The sequence below is a fragment of the Rhizobium etli CFN 42 genome (genome assembly GCF_000092045.1).
In the GTDB taxonomy this organism is placed as follows: Bacteria; Pseudomonadota; Alphaproteobacteria; order Rhizobiales; family Rhizobiaceae; genus Rhizobium; species Rhizobium etli.
Genome location: NC_004041.2, coordinates 166,497 through 193,226, shown reverse-complemented (window position 1 = coordinate 193,226; position 26,730 = coordinate 166,497). Strand labels below are relative to the sequence as shown.

General features: G+C 60.0%; 24 protein-coding genes and 3 pseudogenes. 9 read left to right on the top strand and 18 right to left on the bottom strand.

Going from position 1 to position 26,730, the window contains the following annotated elements; all coding sequences use genetic code 11:
- Nucleotides 1–275: 275 nt before the first annotated feature.
- The 3 genes from RHE_RS30280 to RHE_RS30270 all read right to left on the bottom strand — a co-directional run bounded on the left by RHE_RS30280 (nt 276) and on the right by RHE_RS30270 (nt 3,860).
- On the bottom strand, nt 276–1,682 hold the full coding sequence (locus RHE_RS30280) for a hypothetical protein (protein ID WP_011053395.1): 1,407 nt from the start codon (nt 1,680–1,682) through the stop codon (nt 276–278).
- A 2-nt stretch (nt 1,683–1,684) separates the two neighbouring features.
- A complete protein-coding gene (locus tag RHE_RS30275) occupies nt 1,685–2,938 on the bottom strand; it encodes an MFS transporter (protein WP_042120102.1) in 1,254 nt (417 codons plus the stop codon).
- Between the two features lie 70 nt (nt 2,939–3,008).
- A complete protein-coding gene (locus RHE_RS30270; RefSeq protein WP_157214064.1) occupies nt 3,009–3,860 on the bottom strand; it encodes a helix-turn-helix domain-containing protein in 852 nt (283 codons plus the stop codon).
- Between the two features lie 289 nt (nt 3,861–4,149).
- Between RHE_RS30270 and RHE_RS30265 the strand changes: the two genes are divergently transcribed.
- Entirely contained in the window at nt 4,150–5,163 is a 1,014-nt protein-coding gene (locus tag RHE_RS30265) for a class I SAM-dependent methyltransferase (protein WP_011053392.1), read from the top strand.
- A gap of 163 nt (nt 5,164–5,326) precedes the next feature.
- The gene (gene rctB, locus RHE_RS30260; RefSeq protein ID WP_004676103.1) at nt 5,327–5,797 is read left to right on the top strand and encodes an SMa0974 family conjugal transfer regulator; all 471 of its coding nucleotides are present in this window, start codon (nt 5,327–5,329) and stop codon (nt 5,795–5,797) included.
- Nucleotides 5,798–5,901: 104 nt separating this feature from the next.
- On the opposite strand, the gene traA is transcribed toward rctB, so the two are convergent.
- The gene (traA, locus tag RHE_RS30255) at nt 5,902–10,560 is read right to left on the bottom strand and encodes a Ti-type conjugative transfer relaxase TraA (protein ID WP_011053391.1); all 4,659 of its coding nucleotides are present in this window, start codon (nt 10,558–10,560) and stop codon (nt 5,902–5,904) included.
- A 173-nt stretch (nt 10,561–10,733) separates the two neighbouring features.
- Between traA and RHE_RS30250 the strand changes: the two genes are divergently transcribed.
- From RHE_RS30250 to traG, 3 genes are read left to right on the top strand one after another with little or no spacing between them, the layout of a single operon-like run.
- Complete coding sequence (locus tag RHE_RS30250) at nt 10,734–11,021, top strand: TraC family protein (protein ID WP_011053390.1); 288 nt, start codon at nt 10,734–10,736, stop codon at nt 11,019–11,021.
- Nucleotides 11,011–11,250 carry a conjugal transfer protein TraD gene (locus RHE_RS30245; protein WP_011053389.1) on the top strand — a complete coding sequence of 80 codons (240 nt, stop codon included), beginning with the start codon at nt 11,011–11,013 and terminating at the stop codon, nt 11,248–11,250. The genes RHE_RS30250 and RHE_RS30245 overlap by 11 nt, the downstream gene beginning before the upstream one ends.
- Nucleotides 11,241–13,160: a Ti-type conjugative transfer system protein TraG gene (traG, locus tag RHE_RS30240; RefSeq protein WP_011053388.1), complete on the top strand. Its 1,920-nt coding sequence runs from the start codon at nt 11,241–11,243 to the stop codon at nt 13,158–13,160. Before RHE_RS30245 ends, traG begins: the two co-directional genes overlap by 10 nt.
- Nucleotides 13,161–13,168: 8 nt before the next feature.
- Here the strand turns inward: traG and RHE_RS30235 are convergent, their stop codons facing one another.
- Together RHE_RS30235 and RHE_RS32595 are read right to left on the bottom strand one after the other, a co-directional pair.
- Nucleotides 13,169–13,438, bottom strand: coding sequence for a type II toxin-antitoxin system prevent-host-death family antitoxin (locus RHE_RS30235; RefSeq protein WP_011053387.1), 270 nt, complete (start codon nt 13,436–13,438; stop codon nt 13,169–13,171).
- A 154-nt stretch (nt 13,439–13,592) separates the two neighbouring features.
- Nucleotides 13,593–14,069, bottom strand: a pseudogene (locus RHE_RS32595) (hypothetical protein).
- 502 nt (nt 14,070–14,571) lie between these two features.
- Between RHE_RS32595 and RHE_RS30225 the strand changes: the two are divergent.
- The gene (locus RHE_RS30225; protein ID WP_004676097.1) at nt 14,572–14,877 is read left to right on the top strand and encodes a WGR domain-containing protein; all 306 of its coding nucleotides are present in this window, start codon (nt 14,572–14,574) and stop codon (nt 14,875–14,877) included.
- An 80-nt stretch (nt 14,878–14,957) separates the two neighbouring features.
- Here the strand turns inward: RHE_RS30225 and RHE_RS33980 are convergent, their stop codons facing one another.
- The 6 genes and pseudogenes from RHE_RS33980 to RHE_RS34735 form a co-directional block, all read right to left on the bottom strand.
- Nucleotides 14,958–15,125 carry a hypothetical protein gene (locus RHE_RS33980; protein ID WP_004676096.1) on the bottom strand — a complete coding sequence of 56 codons (168 nt, stop codon included), beginning with the start codon at nt 15,123–15,125 and terminating at the stop codon, nt 14,958–14,960.
- A 345-nt stretch (nt 15,126–15,470) separates the two neighbouring features.
- Complete coding sequence (locus tag RHE_RS30220; RefSeq protein WP_004676095.1) at nt 15,471–15,794, bottom strand: DUF736 domain-containing protein; 324 nt, start codon at nt 15,792–15,794, stop codon at nt 15,471–15,473.
- Between the two features lie 606 nt (nt 15,795–16,400).
- Nucleotides 16,401–16,799, bottom strand: coding sequence for a type II toxin-antitoxin system VapC family toxin (locus tag RHE_RS30215; protein WP_008536014.1), 399 nt, complete (start codon nt 16,797–16,799; stop codon nt 16,401–16,403).
- Nucleotides 16,796–17,062, bottom strand: a complete 267-nt coding sequence (locus tag RHE_RS30210; RefSeq protein ID WP_004676093.1) for a type II toxin-antitoxin system Phd/YefM family antitoxin — start codon at nt 17,060–17,062, stop codon at nt 16,796–16,798. The genes RHE_RS30215 and RHE_RS30210 overlap by 4 nt, the downstream gene beginning before the upstream one ends.
- Nucleotides 17,063–17,146: 84 nt before the next feature.
- Nucleotides 17,147–18,087, bottom strand: a pseudogene (locus RHE_RS30205) (DUF2493 domain-containing protein).
- A gap of 324 nt (nt 18,088–18,411) precedes the next feature.
- Nucleotides 18,412–18,669: pseudogene (locus tag RHE_RS34735) on the bottom strand (toprim domain-containing protein); the annotation flags it as partial.
- 309 nt (nt 18,670–18,978) lie between these two features.
- Here RHE_RS34735 and RHE_RS30195 point away from each other — a divergent pair.
- The 3 genes from RHE_RS30195 (at nt 18,979) to RHE_RS30185 (ending at nt 21,688) form a co-directional block, all read left to right on the top strand.
- The gene (locus tag RHE_RS30195; RefSeq protein WP_011053380.1) at nt 18,979–20,169 is read left to right on the top strand and encodes a DUF1173 domain-containing protein; all 1,191 of its coding nucleotides are present in this window, start codon (nt 18,979–18,981) and stop codon (nt 20,167–20,169) included.
- Between the two features lie 506 nt (nt 20,170–20,675).
- A complete protein-coding gene (locus RHE_RS30190; protein ID WP_244425866.1) occupies nt 20,676–21,122 on the top strand; it encodes a MerR family transcriptional regulator in 447 nt (148 codons plus the stop codon).
- Between the two features lie 53 nt (nt 21,123–21,175).
- Nucleotides 21,176–21,688: a PIN domain-containing protein gene (locus RHE_RS30185; protein WP_244425864.1), complete on the top strand. Its 513-nt coding sequence runs from the start codon at nt 21,176–21,178 to the stop codon at nt 21,686–21,688.
- A gap of 36 nt (nt 21,689–21,724) precedes the next feature.
- On the opposite strand, the gene virB11 is transcribed toward RHE_RS30185, so the two are convergent.
- The 6 genes from virB11 to RHE_RS30160 are packed head-to-tail and all read right to left on the bottom strand — an operon-like array spanning nt 21,725 to nt 26,728.
- Nucleotides 21,725–22,753, bottom strand: coding sequence for a P-type DNA transfer ATPase VirB11 (gene virB11 / locus RHE_RS30180; RefSeq protein WP_011053377.1), 1,029 nt, complete (start codon nt 22,751–22,753; stop codon nt 21,725–21,727).
- Nucleotides 22,754–22,761: 8 nt separating this feature from the next.
- The gene (virB10, locus tag RHE_RS30175) at nt 22,762–23,937 is read right to left on the bottom strand and encodes a type IV secretion system protein VirB10 (protein ID WP_011053376.1); all 1,176 of its coding nucleotides are present in this window, start codon (nt 23,935–23,937) and stop codon (nt 22,762–22,764) included.
- 8 nt (nt 23,938–23,945) lie between these two features.
- On the bottom strand, nt 23,946–24,803 hold the full coding sequence (virB9, locus tag RHE_RS30170) for a P-type conjugative transfer protein VirB9 (protein WP_011053375.1): 858 nt from the start codon (nt 24,801–24,803) through the stop codon (nt 23,946–23,948).
- Nucleotides 24,800–25,471, bottom strand: a complete 672-nt coding sequence (locus RHE_RS30165; protein WP_011053374.1) for a virB8 family protein — start codon at nt 25,469–25,471, stop codon at nt 24,800–24,802. The genes virB9 and RHE_RS30165 overlap by 4 nt, the downstream gene beginning before the upstream one ends.
- A 1-nt stretch (nt 25,472) precedes the next feature.
- The gene (locus RHE_RS34730) at nt 25,473–25,754 is read right to left on the bottom strand and encodes a hypothetical protein (protein WP_011053373.1); all 282 of its coding nucleotides are present in this window, start codon (nt 25,752–25,754) and stop codon (nt 25,473–25,475) included.
- A gap of 41 nt (nt 25,755–25,795) precedes the next feature.
- A complete protein-coding gene (locus tag RHE_RS30160; protein WP_011053372.1) occupies nt 25,796–26,728 on the bottom strand; it encodes a type IV secretion system protein in 933 nt (310 codons plus the stop codon).
- Nucleotides 26,729–26,730 lie beyond the last annotated feature (2 nt).

Genomic DNA, 26,730 nt, shown 5'->3' with positions numbered 1-26,730 from the left:
CTTTAGTTCCGAGGAACCTGGACATACGCCACAGGCTCCTCGACCGAAGGTCAAGGAGTGTGGTGCCGAATCGGCCGGCACCAACCGCTAACAGGGGTTACGAAGCCCCAAGGCAGCGCGTACTGCCTCGCTGCCAAACTTAGTTGAAATCCGCCCGCCGCGCAACCGAATTCTTTACAAAATTCAATAGCTTCGCTTTACGCGCGGGCACTTGTCTCAAAGCGAGAGGTCACGCTTCGGGCGGTAAAGTGGTCAGAAAACCAAAGGAGGTGCGATCAGCGGAACGCCCATTGCCAGGATTGTCTGCCCACTCTCCCGGAGGAATAGGCTACCGCAAGCTCCGCCCATAGGGGGTCCTGGGTGAAGCTGGAAAGGGGCCCGCAAGCGTCGATAATGCTCATCTTGCCGAACAGCCCGAGAAGCGTTTCAATTCCCCCACGGCTAAAAGCATTCAACAGCGAAAATGGCTCGCACGGCGAGGAGATGATGCGATGGCCCCAAACCCCCGGCCGTTCGTCCTTTGACAGTGCGTTGAGAAGCTGTGTGTCACGATGGTTGTTCCTCAACGCCTCGCAGAATGCCCAGCGCATCAACGGATAATAGATCGTATGCCGACTTCCACCCAGGACACGCACGCCAGGCAGGATCGACGTTACGATGAACATCAGCAGAAGGTTCGGAACGATCCGGCCAGTTCTCAGGGCCTCCACAAGACTTGGCGGCGAGAATTCAACACAGACATCATCTGTCGCCTTCGACCGGAGGACCCTGCCATCCAGCCAAAGTGGAAAAAGCCGCCCTTCAATGCAGCCCCAGAAAAAATGCGTCGAGTTTTTCAACCAGCCTCGCCAAGGCGTGTCAGCGAGTTGATCGATGCAATGGATGAGGCGCATCGCGAATGCTCGGTCCTCGATCAGCGAGGCTCGCAGCCAGGACCGGCCATCGGAAAGGTGGTCCGCGACCAGATCGGCAACGTCGCTATCATCAAGCTGAAGAAAGTCGACCTGGCTGTCAAAATACCGCTTCCAGAGGCAAAGATTTGCCGCTTTGATCGCCTCTGCCGCCGACTGAAATTCGCCACGAGGCAAAAGGTCTCGCAAGCACGAAATTGCCTCCGAGTCACGAGCGGGCCTGTCCACGTTTTGAAGATGGAATCTGTAGCAGCCGTTTCTGCCAAGAATGCTGTAAGGGATCATCTTGCTGCGCGACAGCCCGAAGACATTGACTGCATCACCATCGACGTGGAGCCAGGCCGGCCCCTTGCGACCGCGTTCCACGAACTTCACCGTCGAGCAAGCGTAGGAGATATAGGATGTCCTGCCATGCGCTCGAAGTCCCATTAGGGAGAACAAATGGGTGTAAAATGCGTCCGGCTCGATCAACAGGTGGAGATGGGGGCCGCTCTGCAGCACCGGAGCGACTTCAATTTCGGTTTGAAAGCTCGACACGGCTCCTGCTGAATAACCTTGACGTTGCGCGACGGCCCCCACGCGTGACCTCAATAGAGACATTGCCTGGCTTCGCGCGACGCACCCCGATTGATCCGATCCAACCGAGAAAGCCGCCTTTGCATATTCGTTCAGCGATGCCTGCTGAAACTGACGCAACCAAGGGAATAGTTCACAAATGAGAGCCAACACCTCTTCTTTTGATACCAGCTCGCTATTGGGCGACGTCTCCATCCTCAGACGAACCGGCTTTCCACCGGCTCTCCCCGATCCATATTGAAATGAATGAAGAGCGCGACGGCCACCATCAACGCCCCGAAGACGCCGAAAATCCCCGAAGGTGGAATTGCGTCTCCGATGGTCCCGATGATGCCATAAGCAAGAAGCCCGATCGAAACACAGACCGTGTGGATCTGGCTTCGCGCCCGACCCAACATGTCGATCGAAACAGTCGATTGAACCCGTACATCGATTAGAATTCGCGTGATATTGTAGCAGAAGCCAAGCAACACCATTTGAACGAGAGCGGACAAAAAGCTCTGGAAAACAGGAAAGCCCAACAGAACAATGCCAGCGAGCGCCGACTGGAAGAGGATGCTTTGTCGTCGCAAACGTGCCCTTTTGAGAAGAAGGATTGAACAGCCCGCAATCGAACCGAGCGCCCAACCTGCCTCGAAATAACCGAACTGTAGCGCCGACCCCTTGAGTTCACGGGTGACATATGCGGCGCCCAATACACTCACAAGCATGCCCATCGCATAGGTTAACGCATACATGACGGCGATGGCCTTCAGGGGGTGAACGACGAAAGTCGTCGGCAAGAGATCCAGCCCACGGATGCTGTTTGCCTGCAAACGTCGAGAACGAGAAAGCGGCTGTCGGCCGAGCAGTGCCAGCAGTCCCAACAGTGAGAGGCCGAAAAAGGCGCCAGGCAGGATCGACGTCAGATTCATCCCGGCGGCGGTTAAGCTGTACCCGGTGACGATGGCGGCGAGGAAATTGCCCGCCTGCATCGCAATATAAGACGCCGAGTTGAATGAAGTGAGGTTCTTAGGACGCACGATGTCTGGAATGATGGCCTGCAGCGCAGTCGAATAGGTTCTGTCGATGAACGCGAAGATGGTCCACGACAGGCAAAGAACACTAAGTGGGTCACCGAACGAGAGACCAATGCCCGTTGAAAATATGAGGATCAACCTGGATAAATCGCAAGCGATACAGACGAAGCGACGATCAAATCGATCAACTAGAACCCCACCAACATTGCTGGTGAGCAACTCAGCGGCACTGCCGAGCGCCAAAAGGATGGCGAGAGCGCTCGTGCTCTTGCTGACATCTGTCGCAACCCATGCCGCCAGCACAAAGTAGACATTGCGGCCGGTGGCCGACGCCAGAACACAGAAGAGATAGATGCCGCGAGAGGCATAATACCCTATGCCGCTGCTTTCCGTCGCGCCCACTTCATCCACACTCCCTACTGGCAGGTTCATGGGGACATGCTATTCTTCTGAACAGCTGGCGGCTTTCATGAATTTGATATTATCTCTCGTCCAGAACCAGCTATTCTTTCCAGAGCGCCCGGTACTCGGCAGGGGAAAATCCCGTCTCTCGGCGAAATCTGGTCGAGAGGTGGCTCCCGCTGGAGTAGCCACAGGCGATGGCGATCTCGGTCACACTGATCGCAGTCGTGCGGAGAAGGTCGGTCACGCGTTCAAGCCGGCGCTGGTTATAGAAGCCATAGGGCGTCGAGCCTTGCGACTGCTTGAAAGCGCGGGAAAAATGCTCGTAGGTCAATCCCGCCTCTTCAGCCAGAGCGCGCACGCTCGGAGGTCGATCGATGTGAGCTTCAATTCGCCCTATCACCCGCTTGAGAACCGTAGGAGACAATCCTCCTCGAGACAATCTGCCAGATGTGCCGGAGCGGCGCTGCAGAAGTCCGAAGATAGCCGCTAGGTGCCCTTCAACGATCAGACTCCCTACGGAATCGTCGTGTGAAAGTTCTCCGGCAATCTGCCGCGCCAAGCATTGGATTGGCAGATCTCTAAATCCAAGCTCCGGACGTAAGGTGCCTACGCGCGGGAGCTTGGTCGTGAGGTTGGAAAAAAAATCCTGCGTCACGGTTATCATAAGATAACAACCCTCCGCATCGCCTTCATCCCAACCGCTCCAATGGCAACCGGGCGGAATGTAAACAAGCGAGCCGTCTGGACGCGGACTGAACTCGACTCTTCGTCCGTCCACAAAATTTTCGCCGGATGCCGCCGTACCCCTTATGTTGAGGAAGATCAGGTGGTCATCCGCGACAACGTCGATAACCTGTCGCCCGAGACTGCGCCGGCGAACGACATCTGCGCGGGCATGGCTCCAAAGGCCTTGCTGGTGAAGGATGATCTCCCCTTGTGACTTCTTCATCCTCTCGGGGTGAATTGATGGAATGATCCCCACTCGAAAGCTGCTCCCCTGAAAAACCGGTGTGGTAGCGACCCTACCTCACCCCAAGTTGTCAACAAGCCAGGCTTTAACCTCAGGTCGAATTTCATGTCAATTTCATGAAAACCAATCAAAATCGTGGATGCGAAAAGATGACGTTCGCGATCATCTTCTGCCGACATCATCGCTGACGGCACAATCTTTTCGGGATGCGCGATTTCCCTCCTGAATCCCAAAAACGCGATGGTGCGAGAGAAAGGCAGGCTTTCGCATGCGTGAATTTGCCGACTTCATTGAGGAGTGCGACCGTGCCCCTCGCCTTAACGAGCTTTCTGAGTTTTTTTCGACCACCGCATCCGGTGAGGCCGGAATGCCTATCCGTCCGCCCGAGCTCGATCGCCGCTTGTTCCCAGTGGACATGACGTTCAGGCGCTTTTCAGCCCTTCATCCGCTGCGCCAAGGTCCGTTCGACAAGCACTACTTGAGCAGCATACCCTACCGGTTCGAAGAAGAGTGCCGCATGGGCAGCGCGATCCTCAAATATGCGCGCGCCAGAAAGGGTCAACTGCAACTCTACACGCTAGGTACAGCCGAGGGGACGATGGCTCGTGTGATCGGCGAACTTGGCAAGGGCAGGATAGAAACACTGTCATGCAGTCCCAACGTCGAAAACCTTAGAAGCTTCTATGCCTATGGCGTTCCTCCTCATGCCATGTTTTTTCACGGACCATTTCATCATTTGACATCGCAAAGGGTCCAAGAAGACGTGGAGCTCCGAAAGTTTGGCAGCGGTTTCGATATCATCCTCGAGGACACGACTTTCCAGATGTATTCGCCAAATCGCTTCGATCAGATCCGTTTCGTCTCGCAGCATCTCAAGACCAACGGGCTCTTCATGTTCGTCGAGAAGTTCAGGCATGAAGACGCCGAGGAATATCGGCGGCGGGAACGCCAGAAGGACCATAGCTTCAAAGCTCGCTTCTTCAGCGCGTCAGATATTCGCGCCAAGGAAGAGACGGTGCTAACGCGAATGGATCGAAACGAAGTCACCCTTTCGGAGATGAGCGAAACACTACGCCGGTTCTTTGGACACTCATTCGTCACCTGGAACAGCGGCAATTTCTACACGCTTGTCTCCAGCAACAGTCGGGAGAATCTCGACCTGTTCCTATCGAAGCTGTCCCCACCCGCGATTCCGGCAGAATATGTCTATGCGGACCTTCCCTACCGCCTTTACCCGGAATCCGAAGCAAGGCGGCTATCGGGGCGATCTTGGACCCTTTAGCGATTCCTCATCTTCACCGTCGCGTAAGCGCAACTGCGTCACGTCTTCACGAGCCTCAACTGGAACAACGTTCGCGTCAGCAGAAAGCGCTCCATCACGTTGAGCAGCCCTCAGCGCTTTGCCACCTCTAAAAGCCTTTTTTCTCCAAATAGGCAGGAACAGCATGAAGAAATCGATTGGCGAAGTCCGTCACTTCGTTGAGCTGAGCCCGCCGTGCAACGCGCATCTGGTCCTGCCACGAGCGCCATCATTCGCGGGTGAGGAAGATGTTCCAAAGTGCGTGCACGTCGCCGAAGCGTGTGTCGCAATCACGCGCACGCAGCACGTTGCCGACAAGATCTGCACGCAAATCGAGGACTTCTACCAATCCCTCGTCTCCGTGGGACCTGACAGGTTTCTAGCTTTCGAAGGTGGAGGCGCGATCATAAGGCCGACCAGTGAAAGCCTGTTCTTCACGGTCTCAGCGCGAGACCTCGTCACTTTCTGTGGCATCCGCGCGCTGCTGGAAGCAGGCTTGTTTCTGGCCACGTCCGTGTCCGAGGGGGCTATAGAGTGGCTTCACGCAGACGGCACCCGATCTGGTGAAACCTGCAATCGCCTCTACAACGACCGCTGCGGAACGGACGAACAGTAGCTTCGACCGCTCCGCCACCCAAAGGAAGATCGATCTCGGGACAATCGGGTCGTAGTGCTTTTCCAATCGACCAACCATTTCGTCCCCCCGCTTTTCTTCGAGTCTCAGAGGTTGATGCCGCGAGCGCGGCTAGCAGCCCTTTGGCGCCGCTCCGCTATGATCTGCTCACTGCTCTGCAGACGGACAGTCTGCTGCAGGACCTTCAGCCGCTCCTGCATCGCCTCGAAAGCTCGACGCTGCGCCGGCGGCACGCGGTTGACAAGATCCTTGTCACCCCGGACGAGGGCATTGCGACCGAAGCGCTCGTCGAGCGCTCGGCTGACAGCGGCAAACTCCCGGGCAATGCCCTGCTCGAGGGAAGCGGCGGAAACACTCAGCTTCCTGCTGTCCTTCCTCACCTCGACCGTCAGGTGCGCCAAAGCCTCTTCCGCAGCTTTCGAAAGAGCTGGAATGGCAACCGCCATGCGCCGCCGTTCGTCCGTGATAGCCTGGCGTTCGGCATCGAGGGCATTGAGGTGGGCCGCACCGAGCGCGCGCAGGCGAGCCGCGGTTTCCGGCACGGCCCGCATCGCCTCTTTCCGCTCCCGGCCGGACGCCAGCATCCGGTCCAGCAGGCGATTAGAACCGCGCAAAGCCCCATAGGCGGCCGGATCATTGGTCACCGCGGCGGCGATGCGATCAGCAGCAAAGCCTTTCCGGAGCAGCTCCTCGATCTTGCCGACGGCGCCCGACGGATCGCGCCAGATCATTGTCGCGGCGTTGGCCAATGCGCCACGCTGCTGGCGATAGAAAGGGTTGGAGAGCGCCCGCAATCGAGCCTCATCGTCGACCGACGTCTTGAACGCGATGACGGCAGCAAGCATCGGCGGCACGGCGACATTCTCCTTCCCCGGTCCGTTCTCTGTCTCTTGGCCCCGAACAACACTGGCAGCCATGACGATCTTCGAGCGATCCTGCCGCTCGGCGAGATGCTGCGCCTCGGCAAAACGTTTGACCGCTTCGAACAGCCGGGCCAGCTCCTCGCGCCGGCCGGCCGTCAGATCTTCCGGCAAACGCTCGGTCATATTGCGTTCAGCAACCGCATCCGCCTTCGCGGTGAATGCGCTCCAGCCGAAGCGTGCCGTTAACGCTTCGCTGACCGCCTTGATCTCCTGCACGACCGAGCGGTCCTCGGCGGCAAGCGCAAAGGCGCTCTTATAGGCGTCGTCCCCGTCCCGGTTGCGCACCGCCTCGATCTCCATAAGGCGCGGCATCGCGCGCTCGGAAAGCGCCGGGATCGATAATGACATGTAGGAGCGCCGCGTCTGCTCACGCATTTCGAACCGTTCGGCATTCCGGCGGAACCCGGTCGCATGGGCCCGGGCCAGGGGAAGCAGTTCCTCCAGGGCTGCCTTTGCGACCTTGCGCTCGGAAAGCGCCGCGCCTCCGTCGACGATCAGCTCGGAGCCACGCAGCCGGCCGAGCCGGTCGGGTGCTGCGGCAAGATCAGCAGTGAGCCTGCGGGGTTCGGTGCCGGTGTCCGAGGCGAGCGCATTCAGGGCGACAAGTGCTGCATCCGGATCCCGGTAGATCTTAGTAAGCAGCGGTCGCAGCATCGTTTCCCGCTCCGTCCAGGCCGGTGACGAACGCTGCGCCAGCCGCGCATCCGCCTCGACACTCCTAACGAAGGACGTGCTCGGCGGGATCAGATACTGTGGTTCGCCAGCGCTTGCGCTCGCGATGGTGTGGGATTCAGTTCGCGCCTCGTTGTAGGCGAAGCGCCGTTCCCGCTCGATGGCAAAACCGAGCGCCACGCTTGCCCGCTCCCAGAGCTTTTCCACCTGCTCTCGCTTTGCGGTAATCCACGTCCAGCGCCGGGAAAGGCTTTCCTCCATCTCGGCGGCAGCAAGCGAGAGATGATCGAGCCCGCGGCGCCGGGCGAAGTCTTGCGCCTGGGCGCGATAGCCCGCCTCGCTCTCAAAATCGAGCGTCGTCGTCTTGGCACCGGAGCGCGACAAGCGTTCGACGAGACGGCTGAACACATCCGGCCGATGACTTTCCCGTTCGATGCGCTCCTGACGCGCTTCGGCGGTTTCGATCTGTCTGGCCGTCCAGACATTGCGGTCGACTTCCCTCTCCTCGTAACGCTTCTGACCTGTCTCCTCGTCGACAATGGCAATCTGGACCTTGACCCGCTCGACACCATCCTTGCGCAGCGTGATGGTGTCGCCGTCGGAGATGCCGGCATCGTCGAGCGCTTTCGGCAGGCTGACGCCCCAGAGCCGATGGGCGGTTCCGTCGTCCGTCCTGACATCGGCATAGGGGCTGTCGTCGGCATCCTCGTCCTCGGGCCGGAATTTGGCTTCGCCGGTTTCGACAAGCTCGCCGGTGACACCGGCGGCATGATCGACACGCGGTTTGCGTCCCCATTCCGGTCTCGGCTCAAAATCCTCTTTCGCCGCATAAAGATCGACGCGGTCGCGATGCCGGGTCATCGACACATAGGTCAGATGCCGGTCCATCATGCCGGTGGCGAGCACGAAGGTGCGATCGACGGTCGACCCTTGAGATTTGTGGATCGTTGCGGCATAGCCGTGATCGACATTGTCATAACTGTCCTCGCCGAAGACGACTTTATTGCCATTGTCGAGCAGAACCGACAGCAGCGGATCGCCGCGTTTGTCGCCGGTCGCGGTGACCGTGCCGAGCATGCCGTTCTTGACATATTGCGGCCCGGAGTGCTTGGCCCGCGGCTCGAGGAAGCGGGCGTTCTCCAGGAAGATGATGCGGTCGCCGGCGGCAAATTTTCGCGCCCCGCGCTCGGTCCGGAAGCTGCGGCTTTCGCCGAGGGCATTATCGCCGGCCATCACCTCACGCAGCGCCTCGTTGAGCTTGCGGACATCGTCGTTGGTGTGGGCGAGCACCAGCAGTTCATCACCGCGAAGACGGCCATCCCTGCCCTCAGACGTTGATCGCTCTATTGCCTCTCTGCGCGCAGCAGCCCAGTCGGAGACGATGCGATCGATCGTTTCCTCGCGTGTGCCCGCCTCGACCAGATGGCCATGCCGGGCATAGGCGTCGAGGCCTTTCTCGACCTCGCCGCGGGCAAACAGCCGCGAGGCATTACGTGCCCAGGCCTCACGCTGGCGGCGCACGCCGGCAAGCTCGGCAAAGCCGATGCGTTCGGTAATTGCCCGGAAGGCAGCACCGGCCTGGATCGGCTGCAGCTGCATCGCATCGCCGACCAGCACGACCTTTACCTCAGCCTCCTCGGCAATCTTCAGCACACGGGCCATCTGCTGCGAGGCCACCATGCCGGCCTCGTCGATCACCAGCACATCACCGCGATGGAGCGTATCGCGGCCATTGGCCCAGGCCAGTTCCCAGGAGGCAAGTGTCCGCGACTTGATGCCGGAACTGTCTTGCAGCCCTTCTGCGGCCTTGCCGGCAAGGGCTGCACCGATCACCCGGTGTCCCTCGCTCTCCCAGGCAAGACGTGCGGCAGCAAGCAGCGTCGATTTGCCGGCGCCGGCAAGGCCTACAATAGCGGCAATGCCACCATCACCGGTGACATGACGGACAGCATCGACCTGCTCTGCATCGAGCCGGAACGGAGTTTTGGGATCGCCGCTCTCGATGCTCTCCACGCGTTCGATCGCCACCGTCACATTCCGCTCGGAAACGCCGAAGCCGCGACGCTCCGACAAAACCCGCGCCGACTGCGCCATGTCGTATTCGATGCGCAGCATCTCCCGCGTCGTAAACACCGCGGGCTCCGACACCTTTCCTGTCTCTGCCTCGATCTCCTGCGGCTTCAGTATGACCAATTGGTCCGACGCCATCAGCCTGGCGCGGATGTTGGCAAAATCGGTGGGATCGTCGACATAACGGTGCAGCGCCCTGGCGATATCCCTCTCGTCGAAGGTAGAGCGTTCATTGCCGAGCTGCTTCAGCAAAAGCTCCGGCTCTGAAAGCAGCCGATCGGCCATCTCCTGGCGGCGGGCGAGATCGGCCGGCGCGAAGTGGAGCTCCCTGCCCTTCCTCGCCAGCGCCGCCTTCTCCGGCCCGAGATGTTTTTGCGCGATCCCGTCGAGGCCCTGTTCGGCATAGGAGCGACCGTCGAGGCGGATGTCATGTCCGGCCAGCGCCAGATGCCGGTTGGCCGTTTCCGCCCAGGCGATCTTCCACGCCTTCATCGTTTCCTTGTCGCCCGCCCAGACTTTGTAGACGATCTTGCCGTTCGGGCGGTCCGGCGTGACGACACGCAGCGGCTTGCCACCCTCACCAAGCACTGGAACCTTCTTTGCCCCGAACCCCTCCTCCGTCAGCGGCCGGAGCGTCGTCATCAGGTGGATGTGCGGGTTGCCGTCCTTGTCGTGATAGACCCAGTCGGCGATCATTCCTTTCGAGGTGAGATTGTCGCGGACGAATTCGCGCACCAGCGTGATATTCTCGGCCCGCGTCAGCTCCTCCGGCAGCGCGATGATCAGTTCGCGGGCGAGCTGCGCATCTGCCCGCGTCTCGAAGGCGTCAACGGCATTCCAAAACACTTCGCTGGCCTTGCTGACGGACTGACCTGATATCGCCGACCGCAGCCAATCCGGGATCTCATCCGGCAGCGCCAGTTCCTCATACATCAGTTCGCCCGCCCCACCGCGATAGCTGAACGACGTTCCCGCCTGCTCGTCCATCATCCGGGCGCGGTGGCGATAGGCGGCAGCCGAGACGATGCTGCGTCCCGATCCCCTGCTGATCACCTGCGCTCTGACGAACATGATCGCCACTGGCGTCTCCAGACTGGCCCAAGCACGTCGCGACAGCGACGTATATTGCGCCCTCAAACAGATCGGACCGAAGGGCCGATGCCGCTTTTCTGGTTGCACGGTAGCGCATTTTACTGTTTTATTCTAGTTAGTATAATCGCACCTTCGACATCAAAGCAGAAAAGGAACCAGGAATGGCTGCAAAATCATCGATTTCCGATCTCGACGCCCAGATCGAAAAGCTGCGCGAACGCAAACGATTGTTGATAGTTAAATCGGCCGAGCGGTTTGCCCGCGCCGCGACCAGAACCGGGCTGGCGGAGATGGAGATCGCCGACGAGGAGGTCGATCGGATCATCGAGGAAATCGCCGCGCGATTTCGGAAGGGGGAAAGGAAAGGCGCCGCTGGCCCCACTCCTCAAACGCGTCGATCAGGAGATAGCGGCGCTGGAGCGCAGGGGCAGGCTCCAAATGACGGCTGAGCGGAAGCGCGACGCGCGCGAGAAGTTCCTGCTCGGCGGAATCGTCGTCAGAGCCGGGCTGTCGAAAGCCGATCGGGCATTCCTGCTCGGCGGCCTCATAGAACTGGCAAAGCTCGCCCCAGGCTCCATTGAGCATCGGCGGCTGCGCGATATCGGCGAAGAGGCTTTCAAGGCTCCGTCGCTGGCCGACGTTTCATCGCATCTCAAGGAGACGGCGGAATGGGCCTAAGAGGGAAACCGCATCCGAGCCTGCTGCTCGTTTTGGCGCCGATCGCCGTCACCACGATCACAATCTACATTGTTGGCTGGCGGTGGCCAGGGCTCGCCGTCGGCATGTCGGGAAGGATGGAATATTGGTTCCTGCGGGCAGCACCTGTACTGCCTCTAATGTTCGGACCTCTTGCCGGACTTCTGACAGTTTGGGCCCTGCCGCTGCATCGGCGAAGGCCGGTCGCCATGGCAAGTCTTTTGTGTTTTCTCGGCATTGCCGCCTACTATGCGCTACGCGAATTCGGCCGGCTTGCACCGACTGTGCAGGCCCGGGTCGTTCCGTGGGATCGAGCGCTGTCCTATCTTGATATGGTCGCAGTCATTGCTGCCGTCGCCGGCTTCATGTCAGTGGCGGTGTCAGCCCGCATCTCCGTCGTCGTGCCAGATGAAATCAAGCGTGCCCGGCGTGGAATATTTGGAGATGCCGATTGGCTGCCGATGGCGGCAGCAGGAAAGCTGTTCCCGCCGGATGGGGAAATCGTGGTCGGCGAGCGTTATCGGGTCGACAAGGAAATCATCCATGCGCTTCCCTTCGATGTAAACGATCGCAGCACATGGGGACAGGGCGGGAAGGCGCCATTGCTCACCTACAGACAGGACTTCGATTCCACCCATATGCTGTTTTTCGCGGGATCGGGCGGATACAAAACGACCAGCAACGTCGTGCCGACGGCGCTCATATATACCGGACCCATGATCTGCCTCGATCCTTCCACTGAGGTCGCGCCCATGGTCGTCGAGCACCGCACCAATGCGCTCGGGCGCGAGGTCATGGTGCTCGATCCGACGAACCCGATCATGGGCTTCAACGTGCTCGACGGGATCGAAGCATCCAAGCAAAAGGAAGAGGACATCGTCGGCATTGCCCATATGCTGCTGTCGGAAAGCCTTCGCTTCGAAAGCTCGACGGGATCCTACTTCCAGAACCAGGCGCACAACCTCCTGACCGGTCTGCTCGCCCATGTGATGCTCTCGCCCGAATATGAGGGCCGGCGAAGCTTGCGCAGTCTCCGCCAGATCGTTTCCGAACCGGAGCCCTCGGTGCTCGCTATGCTGCGCGACATTCAGGAGCATTCCGGTTCGGCCTTCATCCGCGAAACGCTCGGCGTCTTCACCAACATGACCGAGCAGACGTTTTCGGGCGTCTATTCCACAGCATCGAAGGATACCCAGTGGCTGTCGCTCGACAGCTATGCCGCGCTCGTCTGCGGCAATGCCTTCAAATCGAGTGATATCGTTTCGGGCAAGAAGGACGTCTTCCTCAACATCTCCGCATCGATCTTGCGCTCCTATCCGGGCATCGCTCGTGTGATCATCGGCTCGCTCATCAACGCCATGGTGCAGGCCGACGGCGCCTTCCAGCGCCGGGCGCTGTTCATGCTCGATGAGGTCGATCTGCTCGGCTACATGAGGGTGCTCGAGGAGGCGCGCGACCGCGGCCGCAAGTACGGCATCTCGATGATGTTGATGTACCAGTCGGTCGGGCAGTTGGAGCGGCATTTCGGGAAGGATGGCGCGACGTCATGGATCGATGGCTGCGCTTTCGCCTCTTACGCAGCGATCAAGGCGCTCGACACGGCGCGCAACCTCTCTGCGCAATGTGGCGAGATGACGGTGGAGGTGAAGGGCAGTTCCCGCAACATCGGCTGGGACACGAAGAACAATGCATCCAGGAGATCCGAGAACGTCAACTTCCAGCGCCGGCCGCTGATCATGCCGCACGAGATCACCCAGTCGATGAGGAAGGACGAGCAGATCATCATCGTCCAGGGGCATAGTCCGATCCGCTGCGGCCGGGCGATCTACTTCCGGCGAAAGGAGATGGATCAGGCAGCGAAGGTCAATCGTTTCGTCAAACCGGTGCTATGATCGTGGTTTTATGAGCGGCCCACCTCGTCCTCGCCGGCATAGGCGTCGACGGCGTTTTCGAGTTCGGCAAAAAGCTCATCGGGCATCGTTTCGATAGTGCCGACGGTGCGTCGGTCTGCCTGCCTGATCAGTTGCTGATAATCTTCGATATTGAGGAGAACCAGCCGGGGTTTGTTCCGCTGGGTGATCGTCACCGGATGACGCAGCGCCTCGGCGATGATGTCGCCGGATTTACGTGAGAGGTCACTGGTTGAATACGTCTCGCTTGGCTTCGGCATTGGGCTTCCTTGCTATCGCTGGAATTTACAGCATTTACAACATTACTGCGATTGTTGTGAAACTTCGCAGCCGTCCTTCCTCGGCTCACTTGAGGGCCATCGGCAACTGAGAGGCAACCTCGTCTGTCGCCTCTCAGTATGTGAGATGGTGCTGCTACCACCATGACCAAACGACGCGCCCCGCATAGACCGGGATGCGAGTTGCCAACGTGATATCCTTGATGATCGGCGCCAGCGAGTTCGTCCGCAATCAGCGCAACGAGCTCAGGATAGTTGATATCGACGCCAGTGTCGTCGGCAGCCCAAGCGCTCATCCAATCGCCGCCGTTGACGCGGAATTCATGCGTGTCGTAATCAATTTCGAGTTCGTCCAGCAGATTGATAGTGAAGCGCCCGAAAATCTCGATCTCGCCCTCCAGCTGATATTCGGCAATTCATCCTCCCCGATGAGAACACTTCGTTCCAATTCCATGATGACGCTGATCCGATCGATTGCCGCGTCGAGCCCCTCAACCAGGCGATCGTGAAGCTCTCGCGAAAAATCGCTGTCGCAGCCGAAGCGGTTTGCCAGGACGACGAGCCGGAAGCCGGCAAACTTGGTGTAGAGTATGAGGTTCTGATCGGTTGTCATAATGTGATCTCCTTCGTTGATGACGGAGATCGGCCACTCTGTTGCAAAGAGGGGTCAAGGACCGCGGAACGCGGCTCGCAAGCGGGGGAACCGATTTTTCCAGAGCGCAGTGAAACGCAGCAGCGGAAAAATTGGGGGAGACGCGCCGTCCTTGACGCCGGATTTGCTGGAGTAAAATTGGACGTCAGAGAGAGAAGAGACCCGCGGACCCGAAGGGGACGCGACCGTTTCCGGCGTGAGCCGGCAGGAGGTGTCGAGGATAGAACCGCCGCCCTGCGGCTGGGCAATTCGCTCACGTCATTCCGCGAGAGGGGGCGTGACCGGAGGCGGAGACGGTGTTCGGGCTCCGTGAGCGGAGCGAATAGCACCCGGCCGCCGATTGGCCGGCTCGCCCAAATCCATGATCTTCGGCTTCAACGATCATCACAAAAATGAATCGGTGTGGGCCGACCGATTCATAAGTGTCGTTAGACGCAAAAGCTGGAAGAGGCGACTCTCCGTCATGCTCACTCAACCCTATCAGCTCTACATCGAACGCAGGGACGCGACGAAAAACATGGCGCGCTTCTACGCGCTCGCAATCGAACCGACGTTGTTCGGCACACCATGCCTGACGCGGCGATGGGGACGCATCGGAACGATCGGACAAGCCATGGTGCATCACTTCGACAGAGAGGAGGATGCAGTCCGTATGTTCCTCGAACTTCTCCGATCAAAACGGGCGCGCGGCTATAGGCCGAACACAAATGTCGGACGGGAACCCATGGTCCGGGCTGTCCGCGGAAGTCTTCCTGGTCCTTGCCGGTAATTATCGGCGTGAAGCGCAGCTTCGGGTCGACGCGCCGGTCGATCCGGCGTGCCGGCCCAGGCGAGGAGGCAAACGCCGCCTCAGAAGGGTGGCGCGGCGTCGATGGCGCCCTCCTGCTCGGCGATCGCTACCCTCAGTTCGGCCCGAGCGATCTCCAGCTCCGCTTCGATCTGGCGGCGCTCAGCCGGATCGGCGTTTCTGAGCTCGGCCCGCAGTTCCTCAACCTGAATTTCGAGTGCAATCGTCATCGTCGTCGTCTCCTGAAATGTGAAAGATGATGCCCGGGGTCGTGAGGATCGGGCCGGGTCAAGGATCGCGTCAGCGACCGGCGGAGCCGGCGAGCGGAGGAACCGATTTTCTGACGGTGCCCTTCAGGGCGCCGGCTGAAAATTGGAGGGGCCGCGAAGTCCTTGAGGCGGCACGAGCCTCACGGCAGACTTCAAGTATCTGAGCAGACAGGGTCCTTGGTCTCGTGTGGCACGACAGGAGGATTGAAGGCGGGCTCGATGCCCGCTTTCAATCCCGCTATTGCGCGCAAAACCTGAGATACGGCGAAGCCGGCCCCGATTGCTCGGGGCCGCTCGCTTTGTTCTTCAGTTCGGGCTGTTCCAGAGGATCACCTTCTTGCTAGGATCGCCGCCGGGTGCCGGTGCGAGATTGCCGAAGATCACACCGATCTCGGGAGCCTCAAGCTTCACTGAGAGGTATTCCTCGCCGGTCTGCCGCGCGATGCGGTTCCAGGCGGCGCCGATCTCGAAGCCCGTCTTGCGGTGAATGACGCGGTAGTCGGGCGCTTCTTCGCTTGCCTTGCTGGCATTTGGGACGATGGCGATCGGGGCGTTGACCCGGATCGTGGCGAAGACGCCTTCGAGGATGCCGTCGGTCTTCTGCGTGAGCGTTGCGATCGTGGTGGCCATGGTTGTTGTCTCCTTCGGTTGCTCGGGACCATTCCCGATGGCGCACGAAGAGACGGCCGACCTGCTGCGGTCAGCTCGCCTGAAAATTTTGCAAAATTCTATTTTCCACCAGGATAAACGAACCGAAATCGAATTTTGCAAAAATTTCGGGCGAGTCTTACCCCTTCAGGGGTTGGCCGCCAAAGCAGGCGGTCGTCTATACGAGCGATATAAAACGGGAATGGTTCGGGGCAATCGAAGGAGACAACAAACCATGGCCTCCCGGTCCAAGCACTGGGGGATATTGGCCGCACACTCCACGGACGCTTCGCCCGCATGTCGATCAACATAATACCCTCGCCCGCTCCCGGCTGCGGCAGGCTGTGAGCACCTCGATAACATTTCTGCTGATCGGCGAGGTCGCCGCGGCACCGCATTGCCGTCTGCAGACCGTGCTCCAATCCCGGGTGAAGCTGTTCACGCGGGCGTCGAATGAGTGATCTTCCCCAAACGTGCCCGCTCCCAAGCACCTGAGCCGCCGATAGGTCGCCAGGTACGTCGCCATTGGCAAACACGCAACCGGAACGATCTGAGCCGGCTTCATCCGCGGAGCCAAGCTCGGTGAGATCACAAGGCAACAGGATCGGAGCAAGTCACAAACGGAATGCCATAAAGCGCGACATTTTGATCGTCCGAAACCAAATACGCTCCCTCCGCCACGGCTTGCGCCATGAGCAGATGATCGAAAGGATCGCGGTGATGAAGTGGAAGAGCAGCGAGAGCGATAAGATGCGCGTCCGAGATATCCAGCCGGTCGAAACCTTGATCCGGCAAAATCGCAACAATCTCTTCGATATCGGCATCAAGTTTGCCGATGCGCAGCTTCACAGTGATTTCCCAAAGGGAGACAGCACTGACGAGGACATCATTCTCGGGATCGCCAATAAGGCGACGCGCATGGTTCCCTAGCTTCTCGTCGTCGTTCAGCCACCACAGCAAGGCATGTGTATCGAGCAGCAGCCTCACGTCCCGTCTTCCATGGACTTCAGAACATCCGCCGGCAGACCATCGAAGTCATCGGCAACTTTGATCTTTCCGCGCAACGCGCCTGGTTTCCGCATGACGACGCCGGCTGACGGCGGGCCGATTTCGGCGACAACCTTGTGATGCGACGTCAGGACGAACCGCTGGCCGTCTTCGACCTGCTTGAGGAAAGACGTCAGGTTGCCGCGAAATTCCCGCACGCCGACACGGCGGGGAGATGGTATCTGCTGCCGAGATTGGGTCATGGCGAAGCTCCGTTTCAGCGGCAAATGTGTACACAATTTTTGCGAAATGCAAGCATCTCCTTCAGCCGTATGGACAGATGGCGCTTACGCGCCATCTCCCGCCGCTTGCCAAAACGGAGATGCCAAGTCGGCGGGCCTTGTCGGCAAGATTGCCGGTAATGCCGGAGCCGGGGAAGATGACGACGCCAGCCGGCATGACCGAGAGCATGTCGTCATTGCGGCGGAACGGTGCGGCCTTGGCGTGCTTCGTCCATTCGGCTTGAAGGCGATCTGTATCACCTTGCGCGCTTCTGCCCAGCAGGCAGCGATACGTTCGGCGCCCTTCGGCGAGCCGCCGTGCAGCAGCACCATGTCGGGATATTTGGCGAGGGCTTGATCGAGTTTCGCCCAGATTCGTTCGTGATCATTGTAGTCGATGCCGCCGCCGAAGGCGATCTTGGTGCCTGCCGGGATCAGCACTTCGGTCTCGGCGCGCCGGCGGGCGGATGGAAAGTCTCTGGAGTCGATCATCGCCGCGGTCATGTTGGCGTGGCTGACCTTGGAGCCAGTCCGCGGCCGCCATGCCGAGCCGCATTGGCTTCGAAGTGGTCGCCCGCATAGGCGCGCATGAACTCGAAGGCATTGCGGCGCTCAAGCAGCGTGATGCCTTCGGCAACGAGGCGCTCCAACTCGACACTCTTGACCTCCGAGCCGTCCTGCTCGCGCTGACCGTTGCGTTGGCTATCCTCATTACGCTGAAGCTCCCGCTGGATGCGCTCGCCGGCGCGGTGGAAGAGATTGACCGTCGACCACAGGAGGTCTTCGAGATCGGGCTCCAGGCGGGTATCGCCGAGCATTTCGAATAGAGCATCGAACATGGCGGTCAGCGCCGACTGGACGACCGGCTCCTCCGGCAGCGGACGCGGGTCCGGTTCATCCTGGAAGGGGCGATGGCCGTAGATCTGCATCTCGTAGATGAAACGGTCGGTTGGGGACGAGGCGGGGCGGGGCTCGAAGGCGTCGTCGATGGGAAGACTTAGGTTCAGATGGTCTCCGTCGGATTTGGGCCGCGCCTCTCGCGGCCTGACGGCGATCCCTGTCCACGCGGCAGACGGGCCGGAACCGCGGCGCCTGACGCCGCGGCGAAGCGCCGGGCGGCGGAAGGGAGGTTTCTTGCTGTGCCAGGAATGGCGGGCCGCACGCGGCCCAAGCCAGGGGAAGAAACCTGAGCGACCCGCTGAAGGCCCGCCCGCCGCATGGTAAGGGTCGCCTCTCGGCAGGCCCGCGGGCGGGCGCCTACCCGTGCGGCGACCGGCAGAGACCTGCCATCCTGTAGGCCCTCACGCCCCCACCTTCCCCGTCCGGCTCGATCATGCGGGCAGAAAGGCCAGAGCGTTTCAGAACGAGCTGCGCCCTGAGATTAGCGATGAGCCGTTCCGGACTGAGCCGGCGCAGATCCTCGTTGAAGTCGCCGAACTCCGGGGCAAGCACTAGCGGCAGGATCCCCAGCGCCTGGGCGCGGTAGCTCAATCCCTCGATACGTGCCGGCCGGCCGCATCGGCGTCAGCTGCGATGTAGAGACGCCGGCAGCCATCGGGCAGTCGGAAGGCGGCAAGGTGATCGGCGGTTCAGTGCCGGCCGGCTCGAAGGGCTGGGTAGCACGCGATTAGAACTCACTTCATGCTGGCGCAGCCTCTACATTTTGACCGGCTGACTTCTAATCAACGCACCGTTGACTTCTAATTATCATGATCGTTAATTTTAATTTTTGGAGGCTGGAATGCACGTATCTTCTTTCCTGCCTTGGCGTTGAAATCGGCCCCAGCGGCCGTAACATTTACATACTAACTATTTTGCGCTAGTAAAGTCCGCGAAGCTCATGCTACGCCTTCCTTTTACGGCTCGATCAGCCTTTGGCCAGGCAAGGGAGGAACGACGTGCGACAGTTTTTGATCGGCAACCAGGCGTTCGACGACAGTTCTCCAGAGTTTCTGCCGCAGCTCGAACGCGCTTACGAACAGAAGCTCAGGCCACTTTGCCCGTGTCGGCAACCGCCGGTGCCGATGTATATCGCCCGGATGGATGGCCAATTCCTGATCAAACGGATGCCGCTTTCAGGACGAGATCACGATCCCGGCTGCCCATCCTATGAACCGCCATATGAGCTGTCGGGTCTTGGTCCATTGATCGGCAATGCCATCCAGATCGACGCAGCGACGGGCGCGGCTGTGCTGAAACTCGATTTCTCGCTGTCGAAACGAGGGAACCGATCGGCTTCGGCCTCATCTTCGGAGCCGTCGGAAACGGTGCGAAACGATCCGAAAAAGCTGTCGCTCAAGGCCATGCTCCATTATCTCTGGGAGACAGGGGAACTGACTGAATGGACGGCGCTGTGGGCTGGGAGACGCGGCTGGGGTCGCGTCCGCAGCAGCCTGCTGAACGCAGCGCGACAGATGATTGTCCGCGGCGGTCCGCTTAGCGACATCCTGTTCGTGCCGGAAGTGTTTCATCAGGAGGACAAGGAAGGGATCTCCGCCAGGCGCGCAGCGATGTTGGCCGGAGCCCAGTTAACCGGTCCCGGTCCGCGGAAACTGATGATGACCGTCGGAGAGGTAAAGGAATTTTCCTCAGCGCGCGATGGCCAGAAGATGCTGGTGCGCCACCTGCCTTTCCCCTTCATGCTCGATGAGGGTGCGTGGAAACGGTTGAATGCCCGATATGAAACCGAACTGGAACTGTGGCGATCCAACGAGGGGTTTCATCTCATCGTCATCGCCACGTTCGGCATTTCGGGAGCGGGGATAGCTTCGGTCGAGGAAGTGGCGCTGATGGTGGTCAACGAGAACTGGATCCCGTTCGAAACCATCCATGAACAGCGTCTCCTGGAGCGGCTCTCAAGCCTGAAGCGAAGAAGCGTGAAAGGACTCCGGTTCGATCTTTCGCGCGACCAGCCGATCGCCTCCGTGACCTTACCGGAGGCAAAGCCACCGCCGATCGCCATGTTCATCGTTCCGACGAAGGCCGACGAAGACTATGACGTTGCACTGAATGAGATGATCGCCGCGAGAGCCGAGATGACGCCGTGGATCTGGCGTGTGGCCGACGGCGAAATGCCGCGGCTGCCATGATCCACACCAGCCTCCTTGGTCAGCGACGTAGACGCCCTAAAAGGAAGCCATCGCGCGGGCGATCTCGACTGCGTGAAGCTATACCCGGTCAAATCGGCCCAGAGAACTCTCTGCCATTTCTGCATAGCTGCACTGCACAAAAAATGTTTTACCAAGCGGTCAAAATATGAGCATATTGCCTCCAGTTGATGCAATCGATGGTTTTCCTCCCAGTGCCGTCGTATCAGCTGTTCCCCTCTGGAGGTTATTGACCTTCACACCTTAAAGGGCCCTGGTTTTCCAGCGGCCCTATTTTTCTGCATAGTTGGTGAGGCGGCCCCTTTGCATTGCACGATCACATCGAAAGCGGAGCGCTTGCCGTTGGCGGTAACCCACGCTTCAAGTGGTCGAGCTCGTTCGCCGCGCGCTCCTATGGCGCCCAGAAATCGGAGATGGAAAGCGGAAGATATTTCAGTTATTGCAGTTATGAGCGACTTGCCCTATATACATGGTCAGAGGTGTTCGCCATGACCAGCCATGTTCTTCAATTTACCAAGTTGTCGGATCGCGACCGCAAGGCCGTCGCGCCTATGCCAAATCTGGCGGAGGGCGACCAACTGGAACTACGGATTCGCCGTGAAGGTGGACAACTTCAAACCCTTTCTCTCCCAGCCTCGGCTCTCGCGCCTGTCGAGGCACTCCTCGAACATCTGTTGCGCGGCAAGCGTGTTGCCGTGCTCACGGAAGATCAGGAATTGAGCCCGACCGACGCCTCCACCATCCTCGGCATCTCACGTCCTCTCGTGGTGCTGCGCATGGATCGCGGCGATCTGCCCTTCCGCTATGTCGGCAAGCACCGCCGAGCCAAGTTGAAGGATGTTCTCGCGCTCAAGGTCAAGCTCGATGCTCGCCAGAAAAGCCTCGACGCGCTGGCCGAGGACACAGAGGATCTGATCGTCAATCATGGCCTCTAAGCCGCCTGTCGCGGTCTATGATGCCTGCGTCCTCTACCCTTTCCATTTGCGTAATGTTGGTCCAGTGTGCTTTCGACGGTCTCGTCGACGCACGCTGGACCGACGACATCCACGCCGAGTGGATTCGCAATCTGGCCATCGGCTCACCCGAGATACCCTTCTCCCGTCTGGAAGCGACCCGTGATCGGATCAAGGAAGTTTTGCCCGATGCCGATGTCGGCAACCACCGAATTCTCATCCCCGACCTCTCGCTACCGGATCCGGATGATCGTCATGTTTTAGCTGCAGCCATCGCCGGAAAGGCTTCTGTGATTGTCACGTGGAATCTCAAGGATTTCCCAGCCGCGGACCTTCGGCCTCATGGAGTGACCTGCGTGTCGCCAGACAATTTTCTCGTGGGCCTCCATTCCACCTTTTCGAACGCATTGATCGACAGCATCAGGCGCGCCCGGTTGAATTTGCGCAAGACAGCACCGGCGGTTCACGAGTTCATTGATGCACTGGACCACCAAGGGCTCCGCGCGTTTTCAGTGGTCCTGCGTGAGAAGGCCGCACAATTGGACTGACGGTCGAGAATTGTTAGAGTCCCGGACGCAACCCCGTTAAGCTCGATCCGACGAAGAGCGGCCGAGGTCAGTCGCGGCATCTCGATAGTAGATCTCACTCACCCGAAACCGCCCGTCGATCCGCTTGCATTGGACGATGACGTCGACCGCGATCGTCAACATCTCGCGGATGTCGTGCCGTTCGAGGTCCCCGCCGCCCTCCGACTCCTTGACCAGCAATGTCAGCTGCTCGAAGGCGAGGCGGGCGGAATCGGCATGGACCGTGGTGATGGAGCCAGGATGGCCGGAGTTGACGTTGCGGATGTAGTAGAAGGCGGTTCCGTCTCGCAATTCCTGCAGCAGGATGCGGTCGGGCCGCATGCGCAGGCAGGATTCGAGCAGGTCCTTCGCGCCGACCTTCGCCAGGCCCTGACCGCCTTTGGAATAGAAGAGCCGAACATGGTTGGGTTGCGGGACCACCAGCTCGGGAGTGTCTTCGATCGAAATAATCCGCTCGCTTTGCGGAATGTGGCGGATCAGCGCTTTCGATAGAGTTGTTTTTCCCGACCCGGTGGCGCCGGAGATGATGATGTTCTTTCTTGCAAACACCGCCTCCCGGAGAAACGCCTTGTAGGCGCCGATGCGATAGTATTCCAACAGCCTGTGGTCTGATCGTCTCCCGTCATCTTGGGCCGGCAAGACATCGGCGAACAATCCCCCATGATCGAGATCCTCGAGGGTCAGCGACACGGAGGACGGCTTGCGGATGGTGATGCTCACGGTTCCCTTCGTCGTTGCCGGCGGGATGACGATCTGGATCCGCTCATCGTCCGGCAAGGTCGCCGACAGGATCGGTCGCGTCTCGTCGATCGACTGATTGGAGAAGCTCGCGACCGAGCGGGCGAGACGCATCAACCTGTCGAAAGAGAGTTCGGGCATCTCATAGGTCTGCCATCCCTCCCTCCCCTCCGTGACGACCTGTCCCGGCCGGTTGACGATGACCTCATAGAGCGTCTTGTCGCGCAGGAAGCGTGATAGTGGCGAAAGCAGTTCGCGCACGACGCCGGCGTCGGCAGCTTCAGTCATTGCCGAACCTATTTTGTCACGAGCTTCGAGGAGGGGCTGAAATCCCCAAGCGCAGCACGGTCGTAGATTCGGTTGCGGGGCTCGGTCACACGAAGCCGGTAGACGCTGGAGAAATCGAGGTCGCGGGCGACGAAGATCGAAACCAGCTCGCCCTGATGTTTCATGAGCGTCGGCGGAATGTTGATCGATTGCTCGACGGCGATCGCCGCGGCCTGCTGACCGGCGCTGGTGGTATTTTGCGCTTCGACGTCGCTGTCCTGCAGCCGGCTGCTGGCATAGGAACTGGCATCACCGACGATCGACAGGAGCATTGCGCTGCCGAACCGCTCCCACCAATGGGTGTCCACATAACCATCGATGCCGGCCCGGCCAAGCGCATCGGTTGCCGGCGAAGCCAAAGTGATGATCACGCCTTTCGGCGTCTTCGCCCGGTTCCAGAGAACGAACAGGCGCTTTTGGCCACGGCGAAGACTGCCGCGATATTCTCCGACGATCTGCGTGCCTTTTTCCATCAGCACCACGCGGCCATTATCTGAGAGAACGTCCCGGTTGATGACGCAGCTCGTGAACCCTAGCTGATCGGAGGAGAGCGCGGTCTCGAGAACGCAAGGAATGGATGTCCCCATTGCGACAATGAAATCGCGGTTGCCCAACGTGCCGGCACGCGATCCCTGCAATTGCGTCGGCGTCAGCAAGCGGTCGAAGCGCTGGTCTTCGTTTTCACCCTGCGAGCCGAGGCCTGCTTGATTGTTGCCGAACGGCACATAATTCGAAGCCTGATCCGCCGCCGCATCCTGATCCTGCCGCCGCGTGGCCGGCGATTTCTCGCCGCCATAGGCGATGACCGGCGCACGGCGGGCAGCGTCGAGCAGCTTGTCATCGTCGGTCGGCGCCCGCTCGGCGGCGACAGGCGTCGGGAGTTGGACTGCTGGCGGCGGCACCACTGGTTGGACCGGCTCCTTCGCCGGTTCGAAATCCAATGTCTGCCGGATGACAACCCGCTCCGGCTGGGCACCGTCTGACGGTTTGTCCTGCCCTCGCATCGACCAGAGAGCGAAGGCGACAAAGACGACGATCGCCAAGGCGACAGCGCCGCGTTTGAGGATCGGGTTATTGTCGAGCCGGCCACCGGCCGACGTCTCGGCGCGCTCGCCCGGAATCTGGGTCATCTCTTCCTCGGCCATGTCACCTCCTATTGCGCCGCGCCGGGCGGCACTTTGACGACGCGCTCGACCGATGGTGACGTCGTGTTGGTCTCGGGATTGGTGCCGACGCGATCGTAGGCTTCGTTGAAGACGCAAAGCAGGTCGCCGCCACGGCGCAGTATGAACTTGCGGCTGATCGCGTGAACGAGGACGAGATTGCCGTCGACTGACTTCGGAACCAGGCTTTCGCTGCCGTCGGAATTTTCCGTATAGATCGCCGGCATTTCCTGGTTGCCGGCAAAGGCGAAGGTGGTGACCTTGCCGTTGTCATAGACCGCTTGCGGTTCGAGCGCCTGGGACCCTTGCGCCGAATAACGCCAGTTGCGCGGTCCATAAGCTTCGTGAAGGGCAAGCACGCGATCGGCCTCGCCGGCCTGTGCCGCCTGCGCGCGCGCAGCTGCTTCCTGGCGCCGCCGCTCCGCCTCATCAGCGGGATAGCGATATTTCACATAGAAATAGGTGTTCTGACCGGCTTCGACGCTGCCGTCGCGGACGGTGAGTTCCATCTGATAGCTGCGGGTCGAGCCGTCCCGTCGTGTCGTCACGACCGAGATATTCGTCACCGGCTGATTTTCCCTGGGCTTCAGGAACAGGATGTTGCCGGCCGGCGCCACTTCCCAAGCAACGCTGTTGCCAAGCGCCACATGAGCGATTTCCTCGTCGGCGGCGAATTCGATTTGCACCGAAGACCGCAGCGTGCCGACGACTTTGGTGATGTTATAGGGCTGGTAGTCGACGAAACGGATGCGGCTGTCCTGCGTGGCGCCGCGCGGCGTCTCGAGGGCGAGCGCTGCAGACGAAAACCCGGTGGCCAGGATGAGCGGAAGGAGAAAGTGCGGTCTCAATTGATGGTCTCCGGATCGGCGCGATATTCGCTGACGACGAAGCCGAGCGGATTGGTCAGCCGGTCGGTCGAGGACATCGGAGCGTTGGCATAGGAGAAGGTCAGGGTCGCAACCCAGTGCGTGGTGCGCACCTCGTCACCGCGGGTCACGGTCCTCATATAGCGGACGGATGCCACATTGGCGTTGATCAGCGAGATGGAAACAATGTTGATCCGCGACGTGGCGCTGCGGCCATAAATGTTTTGCGGGGAATCGGGATTGCTGCCGCGGTAGACTGCGGCAAATCGAGTCTGTTCCGGCTGCGTCGATAGCAACGCGACGGTGCGGAAATTCTCCTCGCCCTCGCTCCAGACGTAGCCCTCGCGGGCGCGGACATATTTGGCCGCGAAATATTTGGTGACGGCCTCGTCGTAGGTGCCGGCGGTCGATGTCAGCGCCGAGACGACGTCAACAATGCCTGTGGAATTGTCGACCCGCACGACGAAGGGCTGGACGGTTTTCAAAGGCGTGAGGCCGGCAATGGCAAAGACGGAAACGGCAGCAAGCGTGCCGGCGCAAACAGCGACGAACCAGGCGATGCGGGCAGAGCGCTCGACCTGGATCATCCGATCCTGATCGAACCGGCGGGCCTTGTCGAAGTAACTTTTGAGGTTATCGGTGGTCACCATGTCACTCGCCCTCGCATGGACGGTAGGAGCCCGCGACATGGAAATGCGCGAAAGCGGCTGGTCTGGCTGAAGATGGTTCCGCCACATAGGAGGCAGCGTGAGTGGTCGGCTCTGCGGGAACAGCCCCGGTCGCCGGCTGCTCGCCTCCACTGCCCTGCCATTGCCACATGGCGCGGTTCAGCGGCCGGCGGGAATAACCATCACATTTGGGCAACGAGTGGGAAATCGAACCGCAGCCTACGAGACCGGCGGTCAGCAAAAACGATAAAACGATACGGAGCATCCCAAAAAAACCTGTTCAATTGTCTGAAGCGTTGGTGGCCGTCATTCGGTCCGGCCTGGAGTCAGGCGGCGGCCAACGGAACGCGCGCCTCGGCCGACCGCTCTGACTGTGTGGGATGTCGCCCAGGCGAGCGTGCTTTCATGCGCATCGCGGGCGGCGCCGTAGCCGTAGGTGAGCGACGCCCCGCCCGCCGCGAGAGCTGAAGCGATGCCGGGCAGTTGGTAGAAGACGTAGAGTGCGGCAACGCAAATGGCGCAGAGCGCGATCGGCCGCATAAGCACGTCACTATAGCTTTCGATCGCCGTAAACGTCGTGTCGATGCAGGTGATCAGCAGCGAGCCGATCGCCACCACCAGCACCTGCAGGATGACGAAGTTGGCGAGTTGGCCGATCCAGGATTCCGTGAATCGGCGGGTCGACTGGAACATGGCGAGCGCGATGAAGATCGGACCTATTGCCAGCACGATGGCAAGCGCCAGCCGGGCATAGAGCGAAACTATATAACCGATCGCCGCGACAAGAAAACTTGCGCCGATAACCAGCAGGCCGCCCACGCCGGTGACGATATCGATAGGCCACGAACCCCGCGACCATATCTCTTTGGCGCACCTCTGGCCCTTATCCAGCAGGCTGTCGAATGTGGAGGCGCTCGGCGCCGCGCCGGAGTTCAGCGCCTGCGAGATTTCGTGCGGCAGCGCATCGAAAAAGATATTGGTGACGTAGGTTTGATACTCGCCGGCATTCCTCACCAGCATGACGATGATGGCGAGCTTCATCGCTCGGAAAGCGAATTCGAGGATCGGTTCCTGCACGGAGCCGCGCAGAACGAGATAACCGTAGAGCACGACATAAAGTGTAAGTGCGGCCGTCAGCGGGCCGCTGACCCAGCTGGCGATATTGGAGGTGCCCGACGAAATGAAGTTCTCGAGCGGTGCCTTGAACTGCCCGTCGACGAAGCTGAAGACCTGATACATCG